This is a genomic window from Microvirga sp. (assembly GCF_014699075.1).
Taxonomy (GTDB): domain Bacteria; phylum Pseudomonadota; class Alphaproteobacteria; order Rhizobiales; family Beijerinckiaceae; genus Microvirga.
In genome coordinates this window covers 85438-110275 of sequence record NZ_JACXAB010000008.1, presented here as the reverse complement: position 1 = coordinate 110275, position 24838 = coordinate 85438, and the positions used below count along the sequence as shown (strand labels likewise).

Below are 24838 nucleotides of genomic sequence, written 5' to 3'. Positions count from 1 at the left end.
GGGCTTCAACGGATGAGAACGGCATGATCGTAGTCTTCGGTTCGATCAATATGGATCTTGTCGCGCGGGTGCCGCGCATCGCCAGGCCCGGCGAAACGGTGCTTTCGCGCCGGGCCGACAGCTTTTTCGGCGGCAAGGGTGCCAACCAGGCCGTCGCGGCGGCGCGGATCGGGCAGCGCGGACCCGGCAGGGTCGCCATGGTGGGTGCCGTCGGAGATGATCCTTTCGGCAAGGCCTGCCGGAAGAACCTCGAAGACAACGGCATCGATGTTCAGGCCGTCCGGGTTGCTGACGAGCCGACGGGCTGTGCCTTCATCACGGTCGATGGGACCGGCGAGAACGCCATCACGGTGGCGAGCGGTGCCAATACGGCTCTGCGCTCCATCGATCTTCCCGACAGCCTGATCTCGAAGGCTTCCGTGCTGGTGCTCCAGATGGAGGTGCCCCTGGCCGACAGCCTCAATGCCGCTGCCATGGCCCGTCGGGCGGGCGCGCGGGTGATCTGGAATTTCGCTCCCGTCCCGTCGACTCAGGAGCGTTCAGGCATGGCCGAACTGCTTGAGGCGACGGACGTGCTGGTTGTCAACGAGCACGAGGCGCTGGCCATTGCCGAACTCGTGGGCGTACCGGCGGCCGACGATTACCTGCAAGCCGCCGCTGCCGTGGCCAAGGATTTCGGTCCAACCTGTATCGTTACGGCAGGCGCGCGAGGTGCTTATGCCGTTTCGGGCGACGGCACACGGATTCATGCCGCGGCGAGGCCGATCACCCCGGTCGACACTACAGGGGCAGGCGACACCTTTGTCGGCGTGCTGGCAAACGGCTTCGCCGAAGGTTTGGAGATCGGTCCCGCCATGGAACGGGCCTGTGCCGCAGCGTCCCTGTCGTGCCTGACGGCGGGAGCGCAAGCCGGAATGCCCCGGACGGACTCCCTGGAGCATTATCTCTCTCAGGCCTGAGCGCTGGCCTCCGGAATGACCTTGGTCAGGCTGCCGGTGGCGGGGAACAGCGGGATCAGGCAGGCCTGGAGTGCGTGGTAGAGATCCGGCCTGCCGGTGAACACGGTCGCGCTGGGCGTCAGATCCTCCGAGAGTTCAGGCCGCCAGCCTCCATGCCGATGGTCGATGAGGTGGCGGTCGGCGAAGCCCCAGAGGGTGCGGCACCATTGCTCGTGAAAGGCGCTCGGGCTGTGCTCAGCGAGAAACGCCGCCGCGCCGATAGCCTCAGCGCAAGGCCACCAGAGCTTCAGCGGCAGCCTCGGCCTGTCGTCCCAGTCGAGGGCGTAGAAGAAGCCGCCCCTGTCCTTGTCCCATCCCAGATCGATGGACTGCCGGAACAGCTCACGGGCCGCATCCGGCATCCAGGCATGACGCTGCCCGCCCAGGGACCAGAGCTGGAGAAGGAGCCTGGACCATTCAAGCCAGTGGCCCGGCGTTGTACCGTAGGGGCGGAACATGTCGTCGCCACGGTAGTCCCGGTCGAGGCTCCAATCCGCACGGAAGTGCTCGGCCACCCGGTACCCTAGGGAGGCCGCATGCCGGCCGATGATGAGGCTCGCAATCCGCTCCGCCCGGTCGAGATAGGTGCGGTCACCCGTAGCCTCGAAGGCAGCCATCAGGGCCTCGGTCAGATGCATGTTGGAATTCTGGCCGCGATACTGGCTCAAAGGTTGCCAGTCGCGCGTGAATTCCTCAGTCACGGCCCCGTGCTGCTCCTCCCAGAAGCGCTCGTCGAGGATTTGCGTGATGTCGTCCAGCAACCGGTCCGCCAGCGGATGGCCGACAACCTTCGCGCTGGAGGCTGCCAGCAGCACGAAGGCATGGCCATAGGCCTGCTTCGTATCGTCCTTCGGGCCATCGTTGTTCAGCGACCAGACATAGCCGCCGTTCTGCGCGTCGCGATGAGCCTTCCAGAGGTAATCCATGCCATGATCGATGACGGCATCGCAGCCGGGCCGCCCAAGGAGCGTGCCGATGGCAAAGCAATGCACCATGCGAGTCGTGTTATGGATATGCCTGACCGGATTGTCGGTTTCGATGGGCTGGCCCCCATCGTCGAGATCGAAGAAGCCGCCAGCCGGATTGATGATCCCGTGCTGAAAGAAGTCGAACAGGTTATTGGCCTGCTCGAACAGCCATTGCCGGTGAAAGCGGTTCGAGCGCCAGGGCGTGCTGAGCGGTGGAAGAACAGGCTGGTTTGTCATCACGCTCTCCCGTTGGGTCAGGTGCGCTCGTTCATGAAACGCTCGACCTCGTCCCATGATGGTGGGTTTGCACCGCGCCGGGTGCAGACGATGGCCGCCGCCGCGGCAGCAAAAGCAAGAGCTGCGGTAACCTGGGTTTCGCTCAGGCCAGCCACTCTCTCAGGTATGAGCACGCTATTGGCGTCAAGCCACGCCAGCAGACCGGCATGGAACGTGTCGCCCGCACCAACCGTATCGACGACGTCGATCTTCGGAGCCGGACGCTCCAGGACCTTGTCACCGAAAGCCGCAAGGAGCCCTTTCTCGCCGCGGGTGATGATCACGAGCTTCGGTCCGTGGCGAAGCCAAGTCCGCGCGGCGGATGCGAAATCGTGCGTCCCGTAGAGCAGCTCGATGTCCTCGTCGCTCGCTTTCACGATGTCGGCATAGGCGAGCAGGCGCTCGAACCGCTCCCGATAGGCGTTGAGATCGCCGACGACGCGGGGCCTGACATTCGGATCGAGCGAGATCACGCGCGATCCGGATTCCCGGCGCAGCAGGGTCTCGATGGCGCTGGCGATCGGCTCGACACCCAGAGCATAGGAGCCGGCCGCGATGGCGTTCACCTCTTCGGGCAGGTTGGCGGGCAGCGCCTCTTCTGTGAGAGCGCGGTCGGCGCTGTTGGGCGCGTAGAACGAGTATTTCGGCTGACCGTCTGGGCTGGTTGCTACGACGCTCAGCGTTGTGACGTTCGGCAGGTGCTGGATGTAGGTTGAGCTCACGCCGGATTCGGCAAGCTTTTCAGCCAGGAACGAGCCGAAAACGTCATCCGACAGCGTGGACAGGAAGGCTGCAGGGCGACCAAGGCGCCCGATCCCAATCGCGACATTGAAGGGCGAGCCTCCTGCAATCGCTTCGGCGGTGAAGCCGGCGGTCCCTGGGGCACCGATGAACAGGTCGATCAGGGCTTCGCCGGAAACCAGAATCATATGAAGGCTCCTGACAGGATCATACCTGTATTCAAAAGGTTCAGACCGAGACGCGCTCGGCAATGTCCAATGGAATGGGCTCAGAGGACAGAGCTGCGATACGCTTGAGATCGCGCAATACATGGTCGAGCGCCACCGGTCCAGAGACGCCGCCGAAGCCGAAATATAGCGCCTTGAAGTGCTGGAAGAGCTGTTCATAGACCGCATGCGTGGCGGGATCGGGCTCAAAGGTGCGGAACGGCAGGCAAATCGCTGCCTGGGCGCTGTCGAGATCCGGGTGGGAACCGGCCACAAGGCTTGCGAAGATGCTTGAACCAAGCCCGGTCGGAATGCCGTTCGGCACCAGCACGGGGCGGCCGAGGACGTTGGCATATACCTGGTTGAGCACTGGGTTGTGCTGCGGAATGCCGCCAGCGTTAATCACCCGCTCCACCGGCACCCCACCCGCTGCCATGCGCTCGAGAATGATGCGGGTGTGAAAGGCGGTGCCTTCGATGGCGGCAAACAGTTCGTCCTGCGCCGTGTGCAGCAGGTTCCAGCCCAGGGTGATGCCCCCGAGATCCGCTTTTACAAGAACAGTACGGTCGCCGTTGTCCCAGGTCAGCCGCAGGAGCCCCGTCTGGCCAGGACGATACTGCTCCAGACCCTTCGATAGCTCCTTCACAATGGTATTGGCGCGGCGCGCGATCGCTTCGAAGATGTCGCCGGTTGCCGAGAGCCCGGCTTCGATACCGACGAGGTTCGGATCGACGCTGCCCGGCACGACGCCGCAGACGCCCTGAATCAGGCTGGTGTCCTGCGCCATGGCGATGATGCAGGTGGAGGTGCCGACCACGTTCACCACGTCCCCAACCCGGCAACCCGCCCCAATAGCGTCCCAATGGGCATCGAAGGCGCCGACCGGGATCGGAATGCCGGATTTCAGGCCGAGCTGTTCCGCCCAATGGGATGTGAGATAGCCGGCAATCACATCGGAGGTTGCGTATTCGCCCGCGAGCTTGTCGCGAATGCCGTCGAAAAGCGGGTCAACCTTGGAGAGAAATTCCTGCGGGGGGAGGCCGCCCCAACGCGGATTCCACATCCATTTGTGGCCCATGGCGCAGATGCTGCGCTTCAACCTGCGCGGATCGGTGACGCCTGTGAGCGTCGCCGCCATCATGTCACAATGCTCGAGCGCGGTGACCAGCCGCTCGCGCTTTTCGGGATTATGGCGCAGCCAGTGCAGGAGCTTCGAGAAGCCCCATTCGTGCGAGTAAACGCCGCCGCACCATTGGATGGCCTCGAGGCCTTCCTGATGGGCAAGGCGGGTGATCTCCTCAGCCTCAGATTTGGCCCGGTGGTCGCACCAGAGATAGTACTCGTCGAGCGGCTCAAGGCCGTCGCCTACCATCACCACGCTGGAGCCGGTGGTGTCGATGGCCAGCGCTGCCACGTCCTCGCCATTCAAACCGGCCGATGCCAAAGCTCCGCGCATGGCAAGGGCAAGGGCATTCATGTGATCGGCGTGGGCTTGGGTTGCGTAGTCCGGGTTCTCGCGCTTGCGGTGAAGGGGATATTCCGCAGTAGCGAGCCCGAGTGGGCCCTTGCGGTCATCGACGAGGGTGACCCTTACGCTCAAGGTGCCGAAGTCGACACCTGCTACAACGGCCATGGATCTCTCCCGAACAAGGCTATCTGCAAATGAAGAGGCTGGATCCTACTTTTCCGTCTGGCCATAGGTCGCGCTTGTACCATGCTTGCGGAAATAGTGCCGGTCCAGAAGAGCCTGCGACACACCTTGCGCATCAGGCCGCAGCGAGAACGTGTACATGGCCATGCGGGCTACGGCCTCCAGCACGACGGCATTGTGCACGGCATCGTCCGGCGTCCTGCCCCAGGCAAAGGGGCCATGGCCGGCGACCAGAGCGGCAGGAGCTTCCATGGGGTCACGGTTGCCGAAAGCTTCTGTAATGGCGATGCCAGTTGCACGCACATAGTCATTCTTGATCTCGTCCGCCGTCAGCTCCCGGGTGATCGGAACCGGGCCGTAGAAATAATCGGCGTGGGTTGTGCCCAGGGGCGGGATCGCGCGACAGGCTTGCGCCCAGGCGGTAGCGTGCTCGGAATGGGTGTGCACCACGCCGCCGATCTCTGGAAACGACCTGTAGAGGTGAAGATGCGTGTCCAGATCCGAGGAAGGACGCAGACCGCCCCAGATGATCTTGCCATCCAGATCCGTGATCACGATGTCGTCCGCCTTCATGCGTTCATAAGGAACGCCGCTCGGCTTGATGGCCACAAGGTTATCCGCCCGGCTGATACCGCTCACGTTGCCGAAGGTGTAAAGCACGAGGCCGCGGCGCACCACTTCCAGATTGGCCTCCAGAACCTGTTCGCGCAGCTGCTTCAACATCGGGGCGCCTCCTGATGTCCCATGAATGGAAAACAGCGGCCACAGCTCGCGCTATGGCCGCCGCAGGTCGGAGCAAGGATTAGCGGACGGCCTGCCAGCCCTTGTAGTCCTTGATGTTGTCGGCGGTGATCAGCTTGGGCTCGAGAAGGATCACGTTCTTCTCGGGTTTCTTGCCGTTCACGATGCCGACGGCAAGCTCATAGGATTGAGCCGCCATGATGTACGGGTCCTGCGAAGCCGAGGCCTTGATCAGGGAATTGCCCGATTTCAGCTCGGTCTCAATATCCGGAGCGCCATCAACCGCCGTGATAATGAACTCGTTGCGGTTGAGCTGCTTGGCGGCGAGATTGATGCCGATGGCGGTCGGGTCGTTGATCGCGAAGACGGCGTCGATCTTGGGGAATCGGGTCAGCAGGCTCTGGCCGACGGCGAAACCGCCCTCACGGGACCCCTTGGCATCCTGATTGTCCGACAGGATCTTGATGTCCGGGTGTTTCGAGAACACGCCCTTGCAGCCGGTGACGCGATCCACGATGGACGAGACCTGCGGACCATTGATGATCAACACGTCGCCTTTGCCCTTGAGGCGGTCGGCGATGTACTGGCAAGCGAGTTCGCCGGCCTTCACGTTGTCGGTCATCACCGTCACGTCGGCGCCGGCCGCGGCCACGTCGAAGGCGGCAACGACCATGCCGGCGGCTTGCGCGCGCTTGATCGATGGCTCGATGGCCTTCGGGTCGACCGCGTTGATCATGACGATGTCAGTGCCGGCCGCCGAGAAGTTGTCCATCTGGGTGAACTGCTTGTTCAGATCGTAATCCGCAGACACGGAGGTGATCTTCGCGGCCGGCGTGACCTCCTTCGCCTTGGCCTCGATACCCTTGATGGTTGCCACGAAGAACGGGTTGCCGAGCAGGCCGACCGAGATGCCGACGTTCTTCACGTCCTTGGCATAGGCCGGAGCTGCCAGAAGGGCAGCAACCGCAACGCTGAGTGTGAGACGGGAAAGTGTCATAGATTCCTCCAGGTGCATATGTTTCGCGATGCCCGGAGCTTGTGCAATCTTCCGGGAAATCGCTTATACGAGCGCCGTTCAGAGCGCTGGTATCTCGTGTCAGGTACGCGCCGATCCCTTGAGACGGTAGCGGTCAAGCGCCACTGCCCCGATGATCACGAGCCCCTTGATGATGAACTGCCAGATGTCGGACACGCCCACGAGAATGAGCCCGTTCGTCAGGATGGCGATGATGAGCGCTCCGATCAGCGTGCCCCAGATTGAGCCGATGCCGCCCACGAAGCTGGTGCCGCCCAGAATGACGGCAGCGATCGCGTCCAGTTCATAGGACTGACCGAGCTGCAGACCGTTCGCTGCGAACAGGCGAGCCGCCGACATGACCCCGCCGAGGCCGGCTGCGAGGCCGGAGAAGGCATAGACGAAGAGCAGGACCGCCCAGACCTTGATGCCGCTGAGGCGCGCCGCATCCGGATTGCCGCCGACCGCATAGATGTGAACGCCCAGGACGGTTCGCCTGAGGATGAACCACGAGATGATCACCACCGCGAAGGCGATCCACACCAGCCACGGCAGGCCGAACAGGGTGCCGTTTCCGATGAAGGCGAATGGGAGCTGCGGGTTGAATTGGGTCGTATCCCCGCCGAGCAGACGTGCAACGCCGCGCACGGCAGTGAGTGATCCGAGCGTGACGATGAAGGGCGGCAGCTTCGCAAAAGCGACCAGTGCGCCATTCAGGAGCCCAAACCCGAGCCCTGCCAGAAGAGCTGCCGGAATGCCGAGCATACCCCATTCGGGAATGAGAGATCCCAGGATTGCCACCATGGCGGCCGCTGCCAGGATCGAGCCGACCGAAAGGTCGATGCCACCCGTGAGGATGACGAAAGTCATCCCTGCGGCGAGCACCGTGTTGATCGAGGCCTGCTGCATCACGATCGACAGGTTCTGGAAGCTCATGAAACGGCCGGACATCAGCTCGAACACGACGCCGAGAATGATGAGCACCGGCAGCATGCCGATGGCCTGCAAGGTCGAGCGCCACGCGAGGCGGCGCTGCTTGCTTTGAGATGCCGCATCGACGCCTGCGGCTCCGGTCGCTTGGATAGATGCGCTGGTGTCATTCGGGGATGTCATTCGGCCGCTTCCCTTACGCCTGTCGCAATGCTGATGATGTTTTCCTGTGTCACCGGTGGGTGGCCCGCGCCGCCGACCTCACCCTCGATCCGGCCCTCGCGCATCACCAGCACGCGATCGCAGATGCCGACGATTTCCGGCAGCTCGCTGGAGATCACGATGACGCCCACGCCGTTTCGCGCGAGATTGTCGATGAGGCGATAGATCTCGGACTTTGCTCCGATATCAACGCCGCGGGTCGGCTCGTCGAGGATGAGCACCTTCGGCTTCGTCTCCAATAGGCGCGAGAGAAGAACCTTCTGCTGGTTGCCGCCCGAGAGGCTGCCGACCGGAACTACATCGCCCGCGACCCGGATCGCGAGCGACCGGATGGCAGCGGCGGCCCGGTCCCTGGCTGCTTTCAGGTTGAGCACCCCGCCCATGCGGGCATCGCGCCCGAGCACGTTGACGTTCACGTTCACGCGCACCGTGAGGTCGAGAAACAGACCGAGATGCTTGCGGTCTTCCGTCAGATAGACGACGCCTGAACCGATGGCATCTTCCGGAGCGTTGATCGAGAGCCGTTTGCCTTGCAGCAGGATCTCGCCGTGGGCCCGCGGGTCGGCCCCATAGATGAGGCGCGCCAGTTCCGTGCGTCCTGCGCCAACGAGACCGGCAATGCCCAGGACCTCACCCTCGTGCAGCTGGAACGAGCAGTCGCGCACTCTCACGCCGTCGCTCACGTTCCTCACCTCGAACAGGATCGGTCCGCGACTCTGGTGGGCATCATGCTCCTTCTTGTAGAAGGAGGACAGATCGCGGCCGACCATCATCTGAACCAGCCGCTCGGCGGAGATCTCCTCAGCCACGAGGGTGCCGACATAGGATCCGTCCCGAAGCACCGACACACGGTCGGCGAGCTCATAGATTTCCGCCATCCGGTGGCTGATATAAATAATGGCAAGCCCCTCCGCGCGCAGCTGGCGCACGAGGGCAAACAGCGTTTCCGTCTCACGGGAGGAGAGGGATGTCGTGGGCTCGTCCATGACTAGGATGCGCGAATTCGCAATCAGCGCGCGAGCGATCTCCACGAGCTGCCGCTCGGCCATCGAGAGTTCGCTGACCTTCGTCGTTGCCCTGAAGTGCACCCCGAGCCGTCCGAGAACGTCCTGGCATGCCTTTTCCATGGAGCGCCGATCGACCATCGGGCCGGATGTGTGCTCGCGCCCGAGCAGCATGTTCTCCGCCACCGTCAGGTTGGGAGCGAGAGAAAGCTCCTGGTAGATGATGGAGATGCCGTGCTGCCGAGCCGCGAGAGGTCCGTTAATGGTGACGTGCTGGCCGCTGATGAGGATCTCTCCGCCGGGATCTGCCTGGTAGGCCCCAGACAGGATCTTCATCAGCGTGGATTTGCCGGCGCCGTTCTCCCCCATCAGCGCATGAATCTCGCCGGGATAGACGGTGAGCTTGACGTTCGTGAGCGCTTTGACCCCAGGAAAGGTCTTGGAGATGTCCTTCATCTCAAGGATCGGGGTGGATCCTACCATGGGCGCTCCCCTAAAGGTGCTTCATCGAAGCGGCACTTGTCTGCTCGAACTCAGCCAATCTACCATATCGATCAAGCGGCTGGCTGAGCAGATGTTATGACTGGCGTAAATGCTTCATGCCAATTGGTTTTCAATCCCTCGTTTTCTCGCTCCAACCTGAGTCCACAACTTTTCCTGAGAAGCCGATCTGAGATGTTCAGGAAAGACTCTTTTTGAGTACGCAGGTGCTTTCGTAAATCGCGTAACACTCTTGCGAAATCTATTTCAGGAGCGTGTGAATTCAGGCTTCAATGCACGATAGAGGCTGCGGAATGATTCGATGCGGGGACGGTAGAGCTCTGCCAGCTGCGGGTCGGGCTCGACAGTCTCAAGAATGCCCGGGGCAGTGCAAACATCTTCCGGAGCTTCCCCTGTCACGGCAATCCGCGCCAGACGCGCTGCGCCGAAGGCCGGTCCCTTGTCGCTGCCTTGATAGCGCATAATGGGAATGTTCAGCACGCTGGCGAAAATCTTCGTCCAAAATTGGCTCCTCGAGCCTCCTCCGATGATGCCCGCCTGTGTCAGAGGTGTGCCGGCCTGCTCGAGTGCTAGCTTCGCGTCGGCAAAACTGTACGCGACACCTTCGAGAACGGCTTGTGCCATGTCCGTCTGCCGCGTGTCGGGAGACAGACCGAAGAACACGCCACGTGCATGAGGGTCGTTGTGCGGGGTCCGCTCGCCCGCGAGGTAGGGCAGGAAGAGAACATCGGACGGTTTGCGATAGGCGGCTTCCGTCTCTCTCAAGATTTCGCCGATATCCCGCTTCAGAAGATTGGCCGCCCAGGCAAGGCAGCTTGCGCCGTTCAGCATGGCGGCCATCTGAAACCAGCGGCCGGGTACCGCATGGCAGAAGGAATGCACCAGGGCCTCGGGGGCCGGACTGAAGGTTTCCGTCGTCACCAAAAGCTGGCCGGAGGTCCCCAGGGAGATGAAGGCCGAGCCATCCGCGATCGCACCCATGCCGACGGCTCCGGCCGCCGCATCGCCGGCACCGCCGGCGACGACGACATCGCGCCGCATCCCCCATCGCCGGGCGACCTCAGGGTCGACGGTGCCGGAGGACTGCGAACCTTCCACGAGGTTTGCCATGTGATCGCGGGTCAGGCCCGTGGCCGCGAGCGCCTCGTCCGACCAATCCCGCTCGGCTTCATCCAGCCACCAGGTGCCCGCTGCGTCCGACATGTCCGTGACGATGGCGCCGGTGAGCTGGAAGCGGATGTAGTCCTTGGGCAGAAGCACCTTGCGGACGGCGCGGAACGTCTCGGGCTCATGCCGTGCAAGCCAGACGAGCTTCGGTGCCGTAAAGCCGGGCATCGGGATGACGCCCATGGCGGGCGAGAGCTCCGGATATTCCGCGCCAAGCTCCTGTGCTTCGCGGTACGACCGTCCGTCGTTCCAGAGAATGGCCGGGCGCAGCGGCCGGTTTGCCGCATCGAGCAGCACCGCGCCATGCATCTGCCCCGACAGGCCGATGCCGCGCACATCTGCGAGGGCTGCCGCATCCTTTGAACGAAGTTGATCGAGGCTCGCCTGCACGGCCTGCCACCAGTCTTCGGGCTCCTGTTCCGACCAGAGGTCTCGCGGCCGGGAGATCGGCAGAGAAACATCCGCCTCTGCAATCGTCGTCTGCCGCTCATCGACGAGAATCGCCTTCACCGCCGATGTGCCGACATCGATGCCGAGGTAATGAGGCATGCTGCGTTTCCCTTCATGGCTGCCGGCTCATGGCTTGGCCGTCGTGACCAGCCTATAGCTCAGTCGCCGCCATTGGGCACCTATGCGACGAAATCCAGATGCTCGACTATGAAAAAATCTCATGGTCGAATTGTCGCCAGGATATTTAAATGGCCACGGCATGCCCCAAATAGTGCCGCATGCCCGAGAAATCGAAAAACCAGTCTCACTTGATCCATTCTGATGCGCCGTCTCCGGCGGCTGCGCTGAGCGCTAACGTCCGGCTGCATCTCGGAAAGCAATTGCGGGCGCTGTATGGCGATCCCGCTGAAGACAAGCTGCCGCGCGATCTCGCGCGGCTCGTCGATCGCGTCGCCCAGGTCATCCGTGCGCATACGGAGCCTGTCGATCAGGACTTCGTCAACGGTGTCATGGACGCGCTGCCGAACCTGCGTGCCTTCGCCCTGTCACTGACCGGAAAGGTCGATCAGGCGGAGGATCTGGTCCAGGATACGGTGCTCAAGGCGCTGACCAAGCAGGATACCTTCGAGACCGGCACCAACCTCCAGGCCTGGCTCTTCACGATCCTGCGCAACGGCTTCTACTCGACCCACCGCAAGACCAGCCGCGAGGTTGAGGACGGGGACGGGACCCATGCGGCCAGCATGATCGCGATCCCCGACCAGGAGGACAAGCTCGCGCTCCAGGACCTCTCGTCTGCGCTCGACAAGCTGCCCCAGGAGCAGCGCGAGGCGATTATCCTGATCGGCGCCGAAGGCATGTCCTATGAGGATGCCGCCGAGGCGCTTGGCGTGAAGGTCGGGACAATCAAGAGCCGCGTGAATCGCGCCCGCAATCGCCTGGCGGAGCTCATGGGTACGCCCAGGACCACCGATCACGATCACCCGGCGACCGTCTGACCCTATCTGCCCGATGCCGCTCTGGCGTCGGGCCTTTGCTGCGCCTGCGGCCTGAGACAGGCGGCAGTGCCGGGTGCCCCTGCCCAAAATAGCAGCGGCGGTTCACCGCCTGTTCCTCGAACTTTCCCAAGGCTTCAAGGTTGAGCTTGTAGCTGGGTGGCTCGAAACCGCTCTTCCGCCAAGGAGGGGAGCATGGAACACAGGCCTCTTTCCGAACTCACTAGCATTGCCGACCTGAAGACCCCTGAAGACGTCAAGGTCCCGGTCCTGTCGAAACGGGAACGGCTGGATCGTTGGATCGATCTCCTGGAGCAGGAGCCCGACCGGGAACTCAAGACCCTCGATGAGATCGAATGGAAGCCCAAGGCCCAACGCCTCGCCATGCGGGCCGACGGATCCGCCCTCACGGTGGCCTATTCCGATCCCGTGCTCCGGCAGGCCGGGCTGCGCAGCGACACCTTCGGGGATGCCGTCGATTTCTTCCAGATCTCCGAACATGACGCTCACATCGTCCTGTGCTCATGCCACGGCGGTGAGTTGATGCGGGCCGATGAGACGGCCCGCCGGGTGCGCGGGGTCCGGTCGCCGAGCCTCTGGTCGCTCTATTTCGGCTGGTTCCGATAAAGCTGCGGCCCTGGCCGAGTTCAATCCTTGTAAGGATCGAACTCGGCCGGGCCTGCCATGGCGACGGCGAACGGACGTAAGGTGTGCTCCACCTCGACCGTGCCCTTGTGGTAGGCGAGCACGTCCTCGAGGCGGCGATAGACCATCGGGCTCTCGTCCACATCTCCGCCGCGCAGGATAATGCCTTTCTCGCGCAGCCACGCGTCCATCTCATCGCGGGTGAAGCGGGGAGGGCGGGTCCATTGGCCCGCCTTGTTCTTCTTGCCCTTCGCGTCCATGCGGCCGAAGAGGCGGCCTGCTCCATGAACCGTCGAGTAGAGGCTGTCGGCGCTCTCGGGGCTGTCGACCCCCTGCAGGATCACTGCATTGTCGCCCATGGAGCCGCCGACGAAGCCGCGCTGACCCGGAAAGGCGGGCGTCGCGCCCTTGCGCACCACCCAGTAATCCCGGCCGCCATGGCTCTCCCGCCAGACAAAGTTGTGGTGATTGTGGACTGAGTCCGTGATCTGCCCGCCGATGATCCAGCGCACCCGCTCCACTACCCATTCGCGGCCGGCATAGGCATAGAGACCGCCGAGCTTCACCCCGGCAAGGTAGCTTTGACCGACCTCGCTGTCCTGGTGGACGAGGGCCGGCTCGACCTCCATGCCGTCGTTGGCGCCGACGAGGGCCAGATGCTTGGTGGTGATCCTGTGGCCGAGGCCGCGGGAGCCGAAATGCACCCCGATCCAGACGAAGCCCTCCTCATCCTCGAACAGATCCACGTAGTGATTGCCGGAGCCGACCGTGCCGAGTTGCTGCCGGGCCATTGTCTTGAGATCTCGGGCCCCGGCCTCGTCCCATAAGGTTGAGTCGAACAACTCGTGGTCGACCTTGACGGCGTTCTTCTGCCCGACGCCGAAGCTGATGGAGCGCCCGATATCCGAGAGGATCCGCCCAGCTTGGGCCGCGATGTCCTCGTAGCGGGTGTCGAGCCGGACCGCCATGTTGCCGCAGGCGATGTCGAAGCCGACGCCGCTGATGGAGATGTGCTCCTCGTAGGCCACGACCCCGCCGATGGGGTGGGCATAGCCGAGATGCCCATCGGCGCAGAGCACGCCTTTGAAGGCGCTTCCCGCCTCCATGCAGCGGTCGAGCTGTCTAATGGTCTTCTCGTCGTGCTCGCCATAGATGCGGGTATTCGCCGGCACTCTGCTCTCCTTTAAGGACGGTTGTTGTAGCGCTCGCGCAGGCGTTCGACCTCGCGTTGCAGGGCGTCCAGGCCACGCGCAATGTCCCGCCCCATGTTCTCCACGACTCCCGTGCCGGCGGCTACGTCGGGGCAGTCGAGGGTCCCGTCCCGACGATGCCGGGGCGTGATGCCGCCCTGCGGGGTGAGCAGATAAGCGCAGCCGGTATCCTCGTCCCGCCAGACGACGGGCCGGTCGAGGGCCATGGCCGGGTGGGCCAGCAGCACCGGAAGGGCGGCGGCGCACCAGCGGGCGAACCTGTTCATGGCAGTGCCTCCAGGGTTCAACATGACCTTTCAGGCAATGCCTGCTCGAGTGTGCGTGTTCCTTGGTGGACAAGCTGCTGGCTTCCGTCGATTTGACTTCCCGACGGGTTTGGAGGACATCACGCGGTTTGACGGCCTGTGCCTGCGGGAAATCCTCCCGGCACGACGGCTTTCCCGCCTCCGGAGTCATTGATGGACGGTTCTGTCCCCCAGCAGCGGATGTCCTTGCGCCACGTTTCCGTGGCCCAGCTGACGAGCATTGTCGAGCGGAGCCATGCGCGCCTCTGCGCCGTGCTCGTGCTGCTCTCGCTCGTCTGCTTCCTGCCGGGCTTCACCACGCTTCAGCCTATGGACCGGGACGAACCGCGCTATGCGCAAGCCTCCAAGCAGATGCTGGAGACCGGCGACTTCGTCGATATCCGGTTCCAGGACGAGGCCCGGCACAAGAAGCCGGTGGGCATCTACTGGCTGCAGAGCGCCAGCGTCGCCCTGGGCGAGGCTCTGGGCGTGCCGGAGGCCCGGACCGCCATCGCGCTCTACCGAATACCATCCCTGCTGGGAGCCATCGCCACGGTCCTGCTGACCTACTGGGCGGCCCTGGCTTTCTTCGGGAGGCGAGGGGCCTTCCTGACCGCCGCCCTCATGGCCACCTGCGTCATCCTCATGGTCGAGGCGCGCCTCGCGAAGACGGATGCCATGCTCACAGCCTGCTCGGTGGCGGCGATGGGAGGCCTCGCCCGCGCTTACTTGAGCCGGGGCGCCGGCGTACTGCCCCGGCGGGCCCTGGTGATCTTCTGGACCGGCTTTGCCTTGGGCATCCTGATCAAGGGCCCCCTCGTCCTCATGTTCGCCGGCCTGGCGGCAGCGGTTCTGTCTTATAAGGAGCGCTCCGCCCGCTGGCTGCTGACGCTGAGACCGGGCCTCGGCCTCCTCTTCACCCTTGCAATCGTGCTGCCGTGGTTCGTGGCCATCGCCATCAAGAGCGGTGGCGAGTTCTTCGCAGCCTCGGTCGGGAAAGACATGCTGGGCAAGGTCGGCACGGCGCAGAAGTACCACTGGGCGCCGCCCGGCTTCTATCTGCTGTCATTCTTCGCGACCTTCTGGCCCGGCGCCATCCTGGCCGCCATCGCGGTGCCCTTCGCCTGGATCCACCGGCGCGAGGAGCCGGTGGCCTTCGCGCTCGCCTGGATCGTCCCGTCCTGGATCGTTTTCGAGGCGGTTCCGACGAAGCTGCCGCATTACACGATGCCGCTGTTTCCCGCGGTGGCGATTATCACCGTGATGGCCATAACCCGGCACTTCGTGGGCCCGCATCGGCCTGCCGCAAAGCCGGCAGCCTTGCTGATTCCGTTCATCCCGGTCGGCCTCACTATCGGCCTGTCGGCTGTCGCCTGGTCCTTCGACGGCCTGCCGCCCTTCCGGGCGCTGCCGGCGCTCGTCATTTCGTCGCTCCTGGCCCTCTGGGCTTGGTGGATGTTCGTGAAGAACCGGATGGTGCCGACCCTGTGGGCCGGCTTCCTGTCCTCGGCCTTCCTCGCCATCGGCGTGTTCGGCTTCGCACAGCTCGACCTGCGGTCTCTCAAGATCTCCGACCGCCTCGCCGACGTGGCCCGCAACGTGCCCTGCGGGAATCCGCAGGTCGCGACTCTCGGCTACCGGGAGCCCAGCCTCGTGTTCCTCACGGGCACGAATCTCGACATGCTCGACACCGGAGCCGAGGCCTCGCGCTTCCTGCGCCAGGGCGGCTGCCGCATCGTCTTCGTGGACAAGCGCTTCGAGGGCGAGTTCCAGGCCGAGAACGAGCGCCTGCGCCAGCAGCCGGTGCTCTCGACCAGGGTTCAGGGATTCAATATCAACAGCGGGCGGCAGGTCGACATTGCGGCCTACGCGACCGGGTTCTAGAGCCTGAACATGCCCTTCGAAGAGGTGGCCGAGCATGGCCCTGGACGGATGACCGACCTTTCCACAAGCCCGCGCATCAGCGTCGTGGTGCCCGTCAAGAACGAGGCGCTCAATATCCTCCCCCTGGTCAAGGAGATCGAGCAGGCCTGCGCCGCGCTGGCGCCTTTCGAGGTGATCTATGTGGACGACGGCTCAACCGACGATACCGGGCAGCAGGTCCTGAGCGCCCGCGCCACCCGGCCGTGGCTGCGCCTCATGCGCCACGAGGCGAGCTGCGGCCAGAGCGCCGCCGTCCGGACCGGGGTTCAAGCCGCGCGCGCGCCCATCGTCATCACCCTGGACGGCGACGGGCAGAACGATCCCGCCTTTATCCCTCAGCTCGTGGCCGCCCTCGACGCTCCGGACATAGCCCTTGCGGCCGGACAGAGGGTCGGGCGCAAGGACGGCGCCTACAAGAAGTGGCAGTCCCGCATCGCCAATGGCGTCCGGGGTCGTATCCTGAAGGACGGCACGCGGGATACGGGCTGCGGGCTCAAGGCCTTCCGGCGTGACGTCTATCTGCGGCTTCCATACTTCGATGCCCTGCACCGTTTCATGCCGGCCCTCATCAAGCGCGAGGGCTACCGGATCGCCCATGTGGACGTGGTCGACCGGCCCCGCCATGCGGGGCGCTCGAATTACGGCATGTTCGACCGGCTATGGGTCGGAATCCTTGACTTGGCAGGGGTCTGGTGGTTGATCCGCCGCCGCCGCCGCGTTCCCGCTGCCCAAGAAATCGTCTGATGGAAATCGTCTGATGCTGATGCGCCTGTCCCACGATCTGGGGCTCTATTTCTACGACGTCCTCGTCGCCCGCTTCGATCTCTGGGCTGCCTTCGGGGTTCTGGCTCAGCTGGTGTTCGGCGCCCGCTTCATCGTCCAGTGGATCGCGAGCGAGAAGGCGGAAAAGAGCGTGATCCCGATGGGATTCTGGTTCCTGTCCATCGCCGGCGGTCTGATGACCATGGTCTACGGCTTTGCCCGGCGCGACATCGTCATCATCCTGCCCCAGACGCTGTCGATCTTCATCTACATCCGCAATCTGATGCTGATCGCCAAGGACAAGCGGCGGAAGGCCGAGGCCGATCTGCCGACGTAATGGCCCTCATTCCGTCGGCATCCGTAATCCTCGACCTTTGACCGTCAGTCCGCTTCGCGCAGGCGGGCAAACCCTGCATCGAGATCCCGCTTCAGATCGTCCAGGTCTTCAAGCCCGATATGGAAGCGAAGTGAGTGTCCGCCGGGCTCCCAGCGAGTGGCCGTGCGATAGCTGGCGCAATTGAAGGGAATCACGAGGCTCTCGAACCCGCCCCAGGAATAGCCCATGCCGAAGAGGGCGAGGCCGTCGAGCATGGCGGCGAGCGCCCGGTCCGAGCAGGGCTTGAGAATGACCGAGAACAGGCCTGACGAACCCTTGAAGTCCCGCTTCCAGATATCGTAACCCGGATAGCTCTCGAGCGCCGGGTGGAGCACCCGTGCCACCTCGGGACGAGCCTCGAACCACCGGGCCATCTCCAGGGCCTGCTTCTCGTGCTCGCGCAGGCGCAGCGCCATGGTGCGCAGGCCTCTCAAACCTAAGAAGACGTCCTCAGGTCCCGGACACATGGCGAAGGAATCGTAGGTGTCGCGGAGGGCCTTGAAGCAGCGCTCGTTGGCCGAGACAAGGCCGAGCAGCAGGTCCGAACCTCCGCTGAGATACTTGGTGCCGGCCTCGATCGCGATATCCACGCCGCGCTCGTGCGGCGGGAAGAGCAGGGGGGTGGCCCAGGTATTGTCCATGAGAACCACGGCCCCATGCCGGTGCGCCACCGCGGCGATAGCCGGGATGTCCTGCATCTCGAACGACTGCGATCCGGGAGCCTCCGTGAACACGGCCGTGGTGTTCGGACGGAGCAAGGCTTCGATCCCGGCGCCGATGTGCGGGTCGTAATAGGTGGTTTCCACACCAAATTTCTTGAGCACGCCGTTGCAGAAGTGCCGGGTCGGCAGATAGACCGAATCCGTCATCAGCAGATGATCGCCGGCCTTGAGGCAGGACAGGAGGGCGACGGTGACCGCGGCAAGACCCGAGGGAGCCAGAACCGTTCCCGCAGCGCCGGTCAGCTCGGTCCAGGCGGTTTCGAGGGAGTTGGTGGTCGGAGTTCCCTTCGTGCCATAGGAATAGCGCCCACGCCTGTGCAGAAGGTCGTCGGTGGTGGGGTAGAGGACTGTGGAGCCGCGATAGATCGGCGTATTCACGAATCCGTGCTGCTCGAAGGGCTCCCGTCCGGCATGGACGAGGCGGGTGCGTTCCGAGACGTTTTCAGGCTTTGGAGGGAGTTTTGACATTGCTTCAAGGGCTTGCTGAGGGGGCTGTGATCTGAGACCGGGCAGCCTCTGCCGTCAAGTCAGCCACGAATTGCCTCCCATCAAGACTTGACCAGTGATCAATCATTGAATTTGATGGATTTCGATGCCGTCTCGACCGAGGCGGCGCGGAACGGTCTAACCGGGGCTCGGCTGGGGGGTACAACCAGGTCCGTCGAGTCATGTGGAACTATTGGGAGAACATACAAACATGAAAAAGGCTCTCGTATCGATTGCCTTCGGTCTGACGGCCAGCCTGTTCGCCACGGGCGCCTCGGCCCAGGCGACGCTCAACAGCGTCAAGCAGAAGGGCTTCCTGACCTGCGGCTCGAACACGGGTCTCGCCGGCTTCGGCCAGCCTGACGCTCAGGGCAGCTGGACGGGCCTCGACGTCGATCTGTGCCGCGCCATCGCGGCCGCGATCTTCGACGATCCGACCAAGGTCCGCTACATCCCGCTTGCCGCCAAGGACCGCTTCACGGCGCTCCAATCGGGCGAAGTGGACGTGCTGTCCCGCAACTCGACCGCGACCATGTCGCGCGACACGCAGCTCGGCCTCGATTTCCCGGTCATCAACTACTTCGACGGCCAGGGCTTCATGGTCCGCAAGAAGCTCGGCGTCTCCTCCGCCAAGGAGCTGAACGGCGCTTCGATCTGCACCCAGCAGGGCACCACGACCGAGCTGAACCTCGCGGACTACTTCCGTGCCAACAACATGAAGTACGAAGTGGTGGCGTTCGCCACCTCGGACGAGACCTTCAAGGCTTATGACGCCGGCCGCTGCGACGCGTTCACCACCGACGCCTCGGGCCTGTATGCCGAGCGTCTGCGCGCTTCGGCTCCGGACGATCATATCGTTCTGCCCGAGATCATCTCGAAGGAGCCCCTCGGCCCGGCCGTGCGCCATGGCGACAGCAACTGGGGCGACATCGTCCGCTGGACCCATATGGCCATGCTGAATGCTGAAGAGCTCGGCGTGACCAAGGCCAATGTCGACCAGATGAAGACCTCCGACAACCCGGAGATCAAGCGCCTGCTCGGCACGGAAGGCAAGTTCGGTGAGGCCATCGGCCTGCCCAACGACTGGGCCGTTCGCGTCATCAAGCACGTGGGCAACTATGCCGAATCGTTCGAGAAGAACGTCGGCGAGGGCTCGCGCCTGAAGATCAAGCGCGGCCAGAACGCGCTCTGGACCAAGGGCGGCCTGCAATACGGCATCCCGGTTCGCTAAGCCAACCGAAACAGGGCGCCCGGATCTTCCGGGCGCCCTTCAAGAATACGCCTCGACAATAACAAAAAGCCGCTTGACCCGGGCACCAACAGGGGATGACGGCCTGGTATCAAGAGCCGCCAGAGGATGAACTCAGTGCAGACCGCTGTCAGTCAGACATCGCCCCCCAAGAAATCGTTTCTCTACGATCCGAAGGTTCGTGGAGTTTTCTATCAGGTCGTTCTCGTCGCCGCGATCATCTTCCTGTTCTATGTGGCCGCGACGAACGCCATCGAGAACCTGCAGCGCGCCAAGATCGCCTCAGGCTTCGGCTTCCTCAACAACACCGCCGGCTTCGACATCAGCCAGACGCTGATCCAGTTCAGCGCGGCAGGCGGCACCTATGGCGACGCCTTCATCGTCGGCCTTCTGAACACCCTGATCGTCTCGGCGATTGGCATCTTCTTCACGACCTTTCTCGGGTTCCTGATCGGCATCGCGCGCCTGTCCAAGAACTGGATGGTGGCGAAGGTCGCCATGGTCTACGTGGAGGTGCTGCGCAACATCCCGCTGCTGGTCCAACTGCTGTTCTGGTACATCGCCGTGCTCGGCGCCCTGCCGCAGCCGCGCAACTCGCTCGAAATGGGCGCAGGCTTCTACCTGAATGCCCGCGGCCTGTTCATGGCGCGGCCCATCTGGGCGTCCAACATCGAGATTCTGGTCGCCGTTCTCCTTATCGGCTTGGTCGTCACCTTCATCTATCGCCGCTGGGCGAGGAAGCAGCAGGAGCAGACCGGCCGTCAGTATCCCGTCGGCAAGGTGACGCTTGCGCTGGTCCTCGGCCTGCCGATCCTCACCTGGATCGTGCTGGCGCTCCTCGGCGCCAACCCCATCAGCTTCGAGCTGCCGCGCAAGGGCACGTTCAACCTGACCGGCGGCATGCAGATCCTGCCGGAATTCGTGGCGCTGCTTCTCGGCCTCGTCACCTACACGGCCGCCTTCATCGCCGAGGTCGTCCGCGCCGGCATCCTCGCGGTGTCGAAAGGGCAGACGGAAGCCGCGGGTTCGCTGGGCCTCACACCGGGTCAGACCTTGCGCCTCGTGGTGATCCCGCAGGCCATGCGCGTCATCATCCCGCCGCTGACGAGCCAGTACCTGAACCTGACGAAGAACTCGTCCCTTGCGGTCGCCATCGGCTACCCGGATCTGGTGCAGGTCTTCATGGGAACCGTGCTCAACCAGACGGGTCAGGCCATCGAGGTCGTGGTGATCACCATGGGCGTGTACCTGACCATCAGCCTGCTGACCTCGTTCATCATGAACATCTACAACCGCCGTGTGGCGATCGTCGAACGGTAGGAGATTCTATGAGCACCGCCGTCGATATGCCCCGTTTCGTCCGTGCCCGGCAGGTGGAGGCTCTGCCTCCGCCCAATCTGGCCCGCGGACCCATCGCGTGGGTTCGGGAGAATCTGTTTTCCGGCCCCTTCAACACGATCCTGACCCTGGTGGTTTTCTTCCTCCTTTACGTCAGCGTTCCGCCGCTGATGAAGTTCCTCTTCATCGATGCGGTCTGGACCGGCACCGACCGTGCCGCCTGCCGCGCCGATACGGGCGGCAGCGAGAGCGGCGCCTGCTGGGCCTTCATCTGGGACAAGCTCAACTACTTCATCTACGGCTCCTACACGATCTCGGAGCGCTGGCGGGTGAACATCTTCTTCATTCTCCTGGCCGTCGGCGTCGTGTGGCTCCTGTGGCTGAAGGCGCCGCGCCGGGACTTGGGAGCGGTCTATTTCTTCTGGGTGTTCCCGGTCGTCTCCTATGTGCTGCTCACGGGCGGCAACGAGAGCTTCAGCGGCCGCTTCTGGATCGGCTTTGCCATCTTCGGCGCGTTGGTCATCGCGCTCTTTGCCTTCGTGGCGGCTCTGCTGAAGGCCTCCTTGCGTCCGGCGCTCATCCTGGGCGGCGGCATCGTGGCGGTGATCGGCATCACGCTGGCATTGGTCGACCTCGATTTCGGCCTCGCGCATGTGCCCACGTCCCTGTGGGGCGGCGTTCTCGTGACCCTACTGGTGGCAACGGTGGGCATCGTGGTCTCGCTGCCATTCGGCATCGTGCTGGCCCTCGGTCGACGCTCCAAGCTGCCGATCGTCAGGATGGCCGCGGTGATCTTCATCGAGTTCGTGCGTGGCGTGCCGCTGATCACGGTTCTGATCATGGCCAACACCATGCTGCCGCTCTTCCTGCCGGGCGACATGACGGTGGATCGCCTGCTGCGGCCGCTCATCGGCACCGCACTCTTTGCCTCCGCCTACATGGCCGAGGTGGTGCGCGGCGGCCTCCAGGCCATGCCGAAGGGCCAGTATGAAGGTGCGATGTCGCTGGGCCTCAACTACCCGCAGATGATGTCCCTCATCATCCTGCCGCAGGCCCTGCGCATCGTGATCCCCGGCATCGTGAACACCTTCATCGGCTTGTTCAAGGACACGTCGCTGGTGGCCATCGTGGGCATCTTCGATCTGGTCAAAACCATCGAGGCGTCCCGCATCGATCCGGCCTGGGCGGCGCCCACGATCGGCATCACGGGCTATGCCTTTGCGGCCCTGTTCTACTTCGTCTTCTGCTTTGGCATGTCGCGATACTCCCTTGGAGTCGAGCGCCGCCTTGCGGCTGGTCAGAAACGATAAACATTCATGGCAACGACAATGTCTGCTCAGTACATCCCCTCTGCGGCGATCGACCCGAAGGCGCAACCCGCCATCGAGATGATCGACGTTCACAAATGGTTCGGCGAGTTCCACGTTCTGCGGGACATCAACCTGAACGTGAAGCGCGGCGAGCGCATCGTGATCTGCGGCCCCTCGGGCTCCGGCAAGTCCACGATGATCCGCTGCATCAACCGGCTTGAGGAGCATCAGAAGGGCCGCATCATCGTCGATGGCGTCGAGCTTCTGGACGACCTCAAGCGCATCGACGAGGTGCGCCGGGACGTCGGCATGGTGTTCCAGCACTTCAACCTCTTCCCGCACCTGACCATCCTGGAGAACTGCACGCTGGCGCCGATCTGGGTGAAGAAGATGCCCAGGAAGGAGGCCGAGGAAGTCGCCATGCATTACCTGACCCGGGTCAAGATCCCGGAGCAGGCCAACAAGTATCCGGGCCAGCTCTCGGGCGGTCAGCAGCAGCGCGTGGCCATCGCCCGCTCCCTGTGCATGAGCCCCAAGATCATGCTGTTCGACGAGCCGACCTCGGCGCTCGATCCCGAGATGGTGAAGGAAGTGCTCGACACCATGGTCGGCCTGGCCGACGAGGGCATGACCATGCTGTGCGTGACCCACGAAATGGGCTTTGCCCGGCAGGTGGCGGACCGGGTGATCTTCATGGATTACGGTCAGATCGTGGAGATGAACACGCCCGACGAGTTCTTCCGCAACCCGCAGCACGAGCGCACGCGGCTGTTCCTGTCTCAGATCCTGCACTGAGGCACATCTCACAACATGCAAAAGGCCCCGAGGCATCTCGGGGCCTTTTTTGTTTGGCTTGGTCACTCATCCTGACGTCATGGCCGGGCTTGTCCCGGCCATCTCGATTGGAAAAGTGCGGCGCCTCACTTCATCGAGATCACCGGCACTGGGCCAGTGATGACGTGGGGGTGAGGGATCTGTGAGGATTATTCTCTCTTCTTTCCCGACCCTGTTGCGACCGGCAGATCCTCCCGTGCACCCCATTCGGCCCAAGCGCCGTCATAGATCGCCTTGATCGGGCGTCCCGCGACCTCAAAGGCAACCCCGAGAATGGCGGCCGAGACGCCGGAGCCGCAACTGGTGATCACCGGCTGGCTGGGATCGATTCCGGCCTCGGTAATTGCCTTTTCGAGACCCTCCTTGTCCTTCAAGCGACCGTTCTCGACGATCCTGTCGAAGGGCAGGTTGAGGCTGCCCGGGATATGCCCCATGCGAAGGTCGGGGCGCGGCTCAGGGGCCTCGCCCATGAAGCGATTGGCCGGTCGGGCATCGACCACCTGGGCGGCCTTCGACTGCAGGGACTCCTGCACGACGGAGGCATCGGCAACGACAGAAGCGTTGAAAGCCGGCGCGAAAGTGCGGGGCGCGCGGGGCTTTTCCGGTCCGGTCTCGACCGGCCGTCCTTCCGCCTTCCAGGCGGGAAAGCCGCCGTCGAGGATCGAGACGTTGCGCGCGCCGAAGGCCTGGAAGGTCCACCGGACACGCGGGGCCGAGAAGAGGCCGGCGCCATCGTACACGACGATGGTCATGTCTTCGCTGATGCCCATCGCACCAACGGCCTTCGCGAAATCCTCAGGCGACGGCAGCATGTGGGGCAGGGACGATGAGGTGTCCTTCACGGTGTCGATGTCGAACCGGACCGCGCCGGGGATGTGGCCGGCGAGGTACTCGACCTGCGGATCCCGGTTCTGCGTCGGCAGATACCAGGAGCCGTCCACGACTGCGAGGTTCGGATCATCGAGGCGCTCCTGCAGCCAGGCGGTCGACACGAAGGGTTGGGACATAGGCCACTCCTCTTGAGGGGGTGAGAGGGTTATTCGGCTAGGGACAGGCGAACGCGGCGGTTCTGCTTGCCCTTCTTTTCGATGTCGGTGATGACGACCCTGCCGATCTCGCTCGTGCGTCGCACATGCGTGCCGCCGCAGGGCTGAAGATCGATGCCTTCGATCTCGACGAGGCGCACCCGCCCGGACCCACGCGGCGGCTTCACCGACATGGTCTTCACCAGTCCCGGATTAGCATCGAGCTCTTCGTCGCTGATCCAGCGCTCGGTGACGGGAGCATCGCGGGCGACGAGCGCGTTCAGCTGGTCCGTGATGGCCGCCTTGTCGAGGCCCGCATCCTGGATGTCGAAATCGAGCCTCCCATCGCCATCGCCGATGGAGCCGCCGGTGACCGGATAGGGCAGCACGACGCTCAGGAGATGGAGCGCGGTATGAACGCGCATGCGCTTCAAACGTCTCGGCCAGTCGAGCTGAAGGGTCACGGCCTCGCCTTCCGCCAGCCGGGATGCTGCTTCCACCCCGATCAGATGCGCCACCTGCGAGCGGTCGGCGGCATAGACAGTGTTGGTGATCTCGATCCTGTGGCCATCGGCCGTCACGAGAGCGCCTACATCTCCCGGCTGCCCGCCGCCCTGGGCGTAGAACACCGTGCGGTCGAGAATGACGCCGCCCTCTGGCGTGGTTCCGAGAACCCGCGCGTCGCAGGAGGTGGCATAGGCGTCGTCGCGGAAAAGCAGTGCGGTGGCGGTCATGAACGTCTCAACATGTTGAAAGGCGAGGGGCGATGCTGACGGCAATGGGCGCGATGGGTCAAGCCATTCGCGTC

The 24838-nt window shown here is 63.6% G+C and carries 23 protein-coding genes; 10 read left to right on the top strand and 13 right to left on the bottom strand.

Going from position 1 to position 24838, the window contains the following annotated elements; translation table 11 throughout:
• The first annotated feature begins 23 nt into the window (after positions 1–23).
• Positions 24–959, top strand: a complete 936-nt coding sequence (locus IC232_RS14750; RefSeq protein WP_190845737.1) for a ribokinase — start codon at positions 24–26, stop codon at positions 957–959.
• Here IC232_RS14750 and IC232_RS14745 read toward each other — a convergent pair.
• The 8 genes from IC232_RS14745 to xylB form a co-directional block, all read right to left on the bottom strand.
• Positions 950–2203, bottom strand: coding sequence for an AGE family epimerase/isomerase (locus IC232_RS14745; RefSeq protein WP_190845736.1), 1254 nt, complete (start codon positions 2201–2203; stop codon positions 950–952). The two genes, IC232_RS14750 and IC232_RS14745, sit on opposite strands and share 10 nt — an antisense overlap.
• Positions 2204–2220: 17 nt before the next feature.
• A complete protein-coding gene (locus IC232_RS14740) occupies positions 2221–3171 on the bottom strand; it encodes a carbohydrate kinase family protein (RefSeq protein ID WP_190845735.1) in 951 nt (316 codons plus the stop codon).
• A 40-nt stretch (positions 3172–3211) separates the two neighbouring features.
• Positions 3212–4822 carry a ribulokinase gene (locus IC232_RS14735; RefSeq protein WP_190845734.1) on the bottom strand — a complete coding sequence of 537 codons (1611 nt, stop codon included), beginning with the start codon at positions 4820–4822 and terminating at the stop codon, positions 3212–3214.
• Positions 4823–4867: 45 nt separating this feature from the next.
• Positions 4868–5563, bottom strand: coding sequence for an L-ribulose-5-phosphate 4-epimerase AraD (gene araD, locus IC232_RS14730; protein ID WP_281413389.1), 696 nt, complete (start codon positions 5561–5563; stop codon positions 4868–4870).
• A gap of 79 nt (positions 5564–5642) precedes the next feature.
• On the bottom strand, positions 5643–6578 hold the full coding sequence (locus IC232_RS14725; protein ID WP_190845733.1) for an ABC transporter substrate-binding protein: 936 nt from the start codon (positions 6576–6578) through the stop codon (positions 5643–5645).
• Positions 6579–6677: 99 nt separating this feature from the next.
• Complete coding sequence (locus tag IC232_RS14720; RefSeq protein WP_190845732.1) at positions 6678–7709, bottom strand: ABC transporter permease subunit; 1032 nt, start codon at positions 7707–7709, stop codon at positions 6678–6680.
• Positions 7706–9235 carry a sugar ABC transporter ATP-binding protein gene (locus IC232_RS14715; protein WP_190845731.1) on the bottom strand — a complete coding sequence of 510 codons (1530 nt, stop codon included), beginning with the start codon at positions 9233–9235 and terminating at the stop codon, positions 7706–7708. The genes IC232_RS14720 and IC232_RS14715 overlap by 4 nt, the downstream gene beginning before the upstream one ends.
• A 264-nt stretch (positions 9236–9499) precedes the next feature.
• The gene (gene xylB, locus IC232_RS14710) at positions 9500–10969 is read right to left on the bottom strand and encodes a xylulokinase (protein ID WP_190845730.1); all 1470 of its coding nucleotides are present in this window, start codon (positions 10967–10969) and stop codon (positions 9500–9502) included.
• Between the two features lie 209 nt (positions 10970–11178).
• Between xylB and IC232_RS14705 the strand changes: the two genes are divergently transcribed.
• Together IC232_RS14705 and IC232_RS14700 are read left to right on the top strand one after the other, a co-directional pair.
• Positions 11179–11868 carry a sigma-70 family RNA polymerase sigma factor gene (locus IC232_RS14705; RefSeq protein ID WP_246812216.1) on the top strand — a complete coding sequence of 230 codons (690 nt, stop codon included), beginning with the start codon at positions 11179–11181 and terminating at the stop codon, positions 11866–11868.
• A 192-nt stretch (positions 11869–12060) separates the two neighbouring features.
• Positions 12061–12492 (top strand): hypothetical protein, encoded by a 432-nt coding sequence (locus IC232_RS14700; RefSeq protein WP_190845728.1) that lies wholly within the window; start codon positions 12061–12063, stop codon positions 12490–12492.
• Between the two features lie 20 nt (positions 12493–12512).
• Here the strand turns inward: IC232_RS14700 and IC232_RS14695 are convergent, their stop codons facing one another.
• Together IC232_RS14695 and IC232_RS32390 are read right to left on the bottom strand one after the other, a co-directional pair.
• A complete protein-coding gene (locus tag IC232_RS14695) occupies positions 12513–13682 on the bottom strand; it encodes an RtcB family protein (RefSeq protein ID WP_312895171.1) in 1170 nt (389 codons plus the stop codon).
• 11 nt (positions 13683–13693) lie between these two features.
• Positions 13694–13987, bottom strand: coding sequence for a hypothetical protein (locus IC232_RS32390; protein WP_246812215.1), 294 nt, complete (start codon positions 13985–13987; stop codon positions 13694–13696).
• Positions 13988–14179: 192 nt separating this feature from the next.
• Here IC232_RS32390 and IC232_RS14690 point away from each other — a divergent pair, with 192 nt between their 5' ends.
• The 3 genes from IC232_RS14690 to IC232_RS14680 are packed head-to-tail and all read left to right on the top strand — an operon-like array spanning position 14180 to position 17027.
• The gene (locus IC232_RS14690) at positions 14180–15889 is read left to right on the top strand and encodes an ArnT family glycosyltransferase (RefSeq protein WP_190845726.1); all 1710 of its coding nucleotides are present in this window, start codon (positions 14180–14182) and stop codon (positions 15887–15889) included.
• A gap of 48 nt (positions 15890–15937) precedes the next feature.
• Positions 15938–16672 (top strand): glycosyltransferase family 2 protein, encoded by a 735-nt coding sequence (locus IC232_RS14685; RefSeq protein ID WP_190845808.1) that lies wholly within the window; start codon positions 15938–15940, stop codon positions 16670–16672.
• A 13-nt stretch (positions 16673–16685) separates the two neighbouring features.
• A complete protein-coding gene (locus tag IC232_RS14680; RefSeq protein WP_190845725.1) occupies positions 16686–17027 on the top strand; it encodes a lipid-A-disaccharide synthase N-terminal domain-containing protein in 342 nt (113 codons plus the stop codon).
• Positions 17028–17071: 44 nt separating this feature from the next.
• Here IC232_RS14680 and metC read toward each other — a convergent pair whose 3' ends face one another.
• Positions 17072–18256 carry a cystathionine beta-lyase gene (gene metC / locus IC232_RS14675; protein WP_190845724.1) on the bottom strand — a complete coding sequence of 395 codons (1185 nt, stop codon included), beginning with the start codon at positions 18254–18256 and terminating at the stop codon, positions 17072–17074.
• Between the two features lie 229 nt (positions 18257–18485).
• Between metC and IC232_RS14670 the strand changes: the two genes are divergently transcribed.
• The 4 genes from IC232_RS14670 (at position 18486) to IC232_RS14655 (ending at position 22966) form a co-directional block, all read left to right on the top strand.
• A complete protein-coding gene (locus tag IC232_RS14670) occupies positions 18486–19505 on the top strand; it encodes an amino acid ABC transporter substrate-binding protein (protein ID WP_190845723.1) in 1020 nt (339 codons plus the stop codon).
• 126 nt (positions 19506–19631) lie between these two features.
• Entirely contained in the window at positions 19632–20843 is a 1212-nt protein-coding gene (locus tag IC232_RS14665) for an amino acid ABC transporter permease (RefSeq protein ID WP_190845722.1), read from the top strand.
• A gap of 8 nt (positions 20844–20851) precedes the next feature.
• Complete coding sequence (locus tag IC232_RS14660) at positions 20852–22171, top strand: amino acid ABC transporter permease (protein ID WP_190845721.1); 1320 nt, start codon at positions 20852–20854, stop codon at positions 22169–22171.
• A gap of 6 nt (positions 22172–22177) precedes the next feature.
• A complete protein-coding gene (locus tag IC232_RS14655; RefSeq protein ID WP_409564929.1) occupies positions 22178–22966 on the top strand; it encodes an amino acid ABC transporter ATP-binding protein in 789 nt (262 codons plus the stop codon).
• A gap of 188 nt (positions 22967–23154) precedes the next feature.
• Here IC232_RS14655 and sseA read toward each other — a convergent pair whose 3' ends face one another.
• Together sseA and IC232_RS14645 are read right to left on the bottom strand one after the other, a co-directional pair.
• On the bottom strand, positions 23155–24012 hold the full coding sequence (gene sseA / locus IC232_RS14650) for a 3-mercaptopyruvate sulfurtransferase (protein ID WP_190845720.1): 858 nt from the start codon (positions 24010–24012) through the stop codon (positions 23155–23157).
• A gap of 29 nt (positions 24013–24041) precedes the next feature.
• Entirely contained in the window at positions 24042–24764 is a 723-nt protein-coding gene (locus tag IC232_RS14645; RefSeq protein ID WP_190845719.1) for an alanyl-tRNA editing protein, read from the bottom strand.
• Between the last annotated feature and the right edge of the window lie 74 nt (positions 24765–24838).